This is a genomic window from Crenobacter intestini (assembly GCF_004919095.1).
GTDB lineage: Bacteria > Pseudomonadota > Gammaproteobacteria > Burkholderiales > Chromobacteriaceae > Craterilacuibacter > Craterilacuibacter intestini.
On the sequence record NZ_STGJ01000038.1, the window covers coordinates 1 to 4,868 of the forward strand.

Consider the following 4,868-nt stretch of genomic DNA (forward strand, 5'->3'; position numbering starts at 1 on the left):
AACCCGCGCCAGATAAGGCTCTCCGGGCCGCAATTGGGACATTTTCCGGGTCGTATCCACAGGGAAATGGGACATTTTCCGGGTTACTGGGACATTTTCCGGGTCGTATCCACAGGACTGGGACGTGTTTCATGTTTGCCCCATATCGTTAAATGGGCCAATATCGCAAACAGTCCCAATAGCCCGGAGGTTGTCCCATATGCAGCGCGCATCGGCAGCAAAACGAGAGGTCAGACCCGCCCATGAGCAGCCGTCCGGCAAGCTCCGGGTCAACATGTCCAACGCCCTGACCACGGCGGCGCAGCGCCTGTCGCTGGCCGAGAAGCGCGTGATGATGTTCGCGGTCGGCAAGCTGGACACCTTCAAGCGCAACGGCGGCACCGAGACCGGCATGGTCAAGCTGGTGGCGCACGAGTACGCCGAGCTGTTCGACGTGGACGCGAACACCGCCTACGAGCAGCTACAGGCCTGCGCCGAGAGCATCATCACCAAGCAGGTCTGGTGGTACGAGGAGGCCAAGCGCGGGCCGAAGAAGGTGCAGATCAACTGGCTGTCGAAGGCGGAGTACTACGCCGGGGAGGGCACTGTGTCGCTGTGGTTCACCTCGCACATCGCCCCGCACCTGCTGGAGCTGAAGGGCCAGTTCACCACCTACCAGCTGGCGCAGGCCTCGGCGCTGCGCTCGGTCTACTCGTGGCGGCTGCTGGAGCTGCTGAGCCAGTACGCCAGCACCGGCTGGCGCCAGATCGAGCTGGACGAGTTCCACCACGCGATGGAGACGCCCGACACGGCCAAGGCGAACTTCAAGGACTGCCGCCGCCGCGTCATCGAGCCCGCCGTGAAGGAGCTGCGCGAGAAGGACGGCTGGCTGATCGAGTGGTGGCCGCTCAAGACGGGCCGCAAGGTCACGGCGCTGCGCTTCGAGTTCAAGCGCGACCCGCAGGGACACCTGCCGCTGGAGGGATGACATGGAACAGGCACTGGTCAGCCTGACGGATGGCGGCGCACTCTGCGCCACCCTGCCGGACGGTCGGACGCTGATTCACCACGACGTGGCCGAGCTGGCGCGGGAGCTGTACGGCCTCGGCTGGCGGGCCGACACGGTGCAGTCGCTCGACTGGCACCTCGACCCGGAGCACGCGCCGGCGTCCTCCGAAAAAATCCGCCTCAAGGTCGAGCTGCGCCGGCTGGCCGGCGAGCTGGGCGAGCTGCGCGGCAGCTACGACTAGCCCTCGAAAAGTCCGTACCGGCCTCGAGAAATTGTTAGAAAAGGGCCGGAATCGGCCCTTTCATCGAGAAATTGTTAGAACGGGCGCGGCGTATTGTCCCGGCTCTTGGACTGCGACAGCACTAGCGCCTTGTCGCGCTCGGCCCACTGGCGGGCCTGCTCGCCCACCTGCTTGCCGTAGACGTACTCCAGCGTCGAGGCCGTGCGGCTGTCCACTGGCCGCGCCTCGATCTGCGGGCCGTTCGGCCCTTCCCTGAGCTGGTAGCTCCGCCCCTCCTCCACCGCCCACACCTGCCGGTCGATCAGCTGCGTGTCGCGCCCGATGTGCATCGCGGCCCACCGCTCGTTCGCGGCGATCACCGTGCCGCTGGCCTGCTTCACCGGGCCTTCGCGCAGATCCACCATCCGCCCCACCAGCGCCAGCAGCTTGGCCTTGAGCTGGGCCAGCAGCACGACCGGCGACTTGGCCGCGGCGGCTGCCGACTGCGCGGCATCCACGGCCATCGACGGGCCGCCCAGCGCCATGCGGCGGCGGGCTTCCAGCGCCTTCTGCATCGGGTTGGCCGGTGCCGCCGGCGGCGGCAGATTCACACTATTGTCGGTGGACGGCTGCGCCGGTTTCTGCTTGGCCGGGGCCGCTTTCAGCGTGTCCAGGGACGGCGTGAACGTCGCACCAGGTGCAGGCTTGGCCTGTGCCTGGCGCAGCAGCGCGTCGCGTTCCTGGGCGAGCATCGCCAGCTCGGCCTCCTCCATCTCCACGAGGCTGTCGGTCTGCCGCTGCCAGCTCTCCATTCGGGCCACTTGCACCCGCTCGGCGGCCAGCCGGTTCTTGTCGCCCAGCTCGGACTCCGCGCCCCGGCGCTCCATCGCCGTGGCGGCGGGGCCGAGGTGCACGGTCGGCTGGCGCTCGATGCCCTGCGCCTCAAGGCTGCGGTGATCGACCCGCTGCGACAGGCCCGCCCTCTCCAGCTCCCGGTTGACCAGCTTCTCCCAGTACGGCCGCAGCAGCTCGGCGGCGTTCGGCTGCTTCGCCCGCTTCGCGGCGATCGGGTCGAGCATGGCCACCTTCTTGCCCAGCTCGCCGGACTGGCTCACCGCGCAGGCCGAGAACAGCACATGGGCGTGCCAGTTCTTGCCGTTGCCCTGCTTGTCCGGGGCGTGCAGCGCCACGTCCACGGCCACACCGTAGTGGTTGGCCAGCCCCCGGGCCAGATCGACGGCCAGCCGCTTGCGGGCGGCGGCGTCCAGCTCGTGGGGCAGGGCCACGTCGATCTCGCGGGCCGGTACGGCGTCGCCCCGCTTGTGGTGCGACTCGACCGCGCCCCACAGCTCCTGCCGGTTGGGCTGCCACGTGCAGCTCTGCGGCATGACGATGACCGAATCCACGACCCCACCCTTGCGGGTGTAGTCGTGGACTTCGCCCGTCCGTGGATCGCTCAGCGCAACCCCTGACCGATAGGCAGCAGCCGCCACCGCAGTGCGTCCCGCACTTCGGCTGATGGCTGACAGGTTGAGGTGATAGATACTCACGACGGCTCCGCTGTTGGGGTGTCGGGGGCAACGCCCCTGACCGCACGTAATCTCCCGCAGGGGATTACTCTAAGTGCGCCCTTGCCATTCCAGCGCGGGATACTTCCGGGCGCGCTGCCAGCTTAGCACACTGCCGACAGACGGCGTAGAATGCACACGTCACACAACAGGAGTATGCGCCATGACGGCGAAGCTAGACGCGCTCGAAAAGCGCATCGCGGACAAGGCGGAGCAGCTGCGCCAGCTCAAGGCCCGCAAGCAGCAAATCGCGGCCCAAGCGCGGGCCAAGGAAACCAAGGCAAAGCGCGCCGAGGAGAACCAGCGCAAGTACGAGGTCGGCGGACTGGTGAAGCTCGCCGGACTGCTCGACATGGACAAGGGCACGCTGCTGGGCATCCTGCTGGTCGCCGCCGAGAACTACAGCGACGCGGCGCTGGCCGGGCTGCCGCCCGAGAAGCGCCAGCAGGCCGAACAGGGCAACCGCGCCTTCAAGGCCAAGGGCGACGCCCTGCTGGCCGAGCGGGAGCGCTCGCGAATAGCCGCCAACGGGCCGCAAACGGCCCAAGGCGCGACGAACGCCACCCAAGGTAGGCCGATGACCACCCGGCCAGACCAAAGCGCTCAGACGAAGGGATAACGCGTGGAGCTGCAAACAACAATCGCACTGGCAGGGCTGATCTTTCTGGCCGCCGCGCTGTACTCGTCGGTGGGGCACGCTGGAGCCTCTGGGTACTTGGCCGCAATGGCTCTTTTTGGGCTGGCGCCTGCGGTAATGAAGCCCACGGCACTGACGCTGAACATTCTGGTGGCGGTGATCGCCACGACCAAGTTCTACCGGGCTGGCTACTTCTCGTGGAAGCTGTTTACCCCCTTCGCTCTCAGCTCGGTGCCGTTCGCCTTCATCGGTGGGGCGATTTCCTTGCCGGGCTACCTGTACAAGCCGGTGGTGGGCCTTGTCTTGCTCTACTCGGCCTATCGACTGGTGGCAGGCAAGGGCATCAAGGCGGAGGTGACACACCCGCCATTGTTGCCGGTGGCCGCGTCAGGTGCTGGCATCGGCCTGCTGTCCGGGCTGACCGGCGTAGGTGGTGGCATTTTCCTTAGCCCGCTGCTGCTGTTCGCGGGTTGGGCGGAGATGCGGCAGGCTTCCGGCGTCGCGGCGGCGTTCATCCTGGTCAACTCCGCAGCGGCTTTGCTGGGCCACTACTCGGCGGTGTCTCACTTACCTGCCGAAGTGGCCGCGTGGGCACCTGCGGCCATTCTTGGCGGCTGGATCGGCGCACAGTACGGCAGCAAGCGATTACCCGCACCGATCATCCTGAACCTGCTGGCCGCTGTGTTGTTGGTAGCCGGTCTGAAGATGCTTTTCACCATCTGAACACCGTGGGGCGCTGCCCCACACCCCGCTCTCGCCGAGGGGCAGCCGGGGCAGGGATAAACCCCCCTGCCCCGTAGCCCTGAGCGTATGGCCCTGCAAGGCCGTCAAGGGGCCGAGTCCTCGCCCTGCGGGCTGCGGGCCGCACCAACCCCTTGACCGCCTTTCCGGGCTACCACACTGCCGCCTGTCGCGGTATTGGCGTAAAAGCCGATGCGCTGCATAGCCTCCGGAACGGAGAGGGGGTCAAGCCCTTGGCGCGGCCCGCAGCCGCTTGCGGCGAGGACACGGGGGCTTGACGCCCTCGCAGTGACCCATGCTTCCGGCTGCTGGGCAGGCGGGGTTTTAACGCCTGCCCGGCTGCCACGCGGCGAGCGCCCCCGGAGGGCCGTCGGAGACGGTTTTCCTGTTTTCCCCGACTTGACCTGGCTGACAGGAAAACCGGCCCGCGTGCCGCCAACGAGCGGCACACCCAAGGCGGGCAGGCCCGGCCTTGGCCGGTCATTTTCGGGGTGCGGGGCTTGCCCCGCCCTGCCGCGCCGCAGGCGCATAGGCCAGCCGAGCGCACCAGCGCGAGGGCACCCGCAGGGCGGGCTCGTCCTGCGTTGCGACGTGGCCACACTGCCCCGTTTTTTAAATCGTTTTTATTTAAAACCGTTTTTAGGAGGCTGGAACCCGCGCCAGATAAGGCTCTCCGGGCCGCAATTGGGACATTTTCCGGGTCGTATCCACAGG

At 67.2% G+C, this 4,868-nt stretch carries 5 protein-coding genes; 4 read left to right on the forward strand and 1 reads right to left on the reverse strand.

The genetic code is table 11. The features are described 5' to 3' along the window. Window positions 1–274 precede the first annotated feature (274 nt). The gene (locus tag E5K04_RS16500) at window positions 275–967 is read left to right on the forward strand and encodes a replication initiation protein (RefSeq protein WP_205700410.1); all 693 of its coding nucleotides are present in this window, start codon (window positions 275–277) and stop codon (window positions 965–967) included. A 1-nt stretch (window position 968) separates the two neighbouring features. After that, on the forward strand, window positions 969–1,229 hold the full coding sequence (locus E5K04_RS16505; RefSeq protein WP_136555934.1) for a hypothetical protein: 261 nt from the start codon (window positions 969–971) through the stop codon (window positions 1,227–1,229). 74 nt (window positions 1,230–1,303) lie between these two features. On the opposite strand, the gene E5K04_RS16510 is transcribed toward E5K04_RS16505, so the two are convergent. After that, on the reverse strand, window positions 1,304–2,758 hold the full coding sequence (locus E5K04_RS16510; protein WP_136555935.1) for a MobA/MobL family protein: 1,455 nt from the start codon (window positions 2,756–2,758) through the stop codon (window positions 1,304–1,306). A 181-nt stretch (window positions 2,759–2,939) separates the two neighbouring features. Here E5K04_RS16510 and E5K04_RS16515 point away from each other — a divergent pair, with 181 nt between their 5' ends. Both E5K04_RS16515 and E5K04_RS16520 read left to right on the forward strand, forming a co-directional pair. Then, the gene (locus tag E5K04_RS16515; protein ID WP_136555936.1) at window positions 2,940–3,395 is read left to right on the forward strand and encodes a conjugal transfer protein TraD; all 456 of its coding nucleotides are present in this window, start codon (window positions 2,940–2,942) and stop codon (window positions 3,393–3,395) included. 3 nt (window positions 3,396–3,398) lie between these two features. Next, window positions 3,399–4,136, forward strand: a complete 738-nt coding sequence (locus E5K04_RS16520) for a sulfite exporter TauE/SafE family protein (RefSeq protein ID WP_136555937.1) — start codon at window positions 3,399–3,401, stop codon at window positions 4,134–4,136. The last annotated feature ends 732 nt before the right edge of the window (window positions 4,137–4,868 follow it).

Coding starts and splice junctions, on each gene's coding strand:
- E5K04_RS16500 (WP_205700410.1), top strand. CDS start 275: ATGTCCAACGCCCTGACCACGGCGGCGCAGCGCCTGTCGCTGGCCGAG.
- E5K04_RS16505 (WP_136555934.1), top strand. CDS start 969: ATGGAACAGGCACTGGTCAGCCTGACGGATGGCGGCGCACTCTGCGCC.
- E5K04_RS16515 (WP_136555936.1), top strand. CDS start 2,940: ATGACGGCGAAGCTAGACGCGCTCGAAAAGCGCATCGCGGACAAGGCG.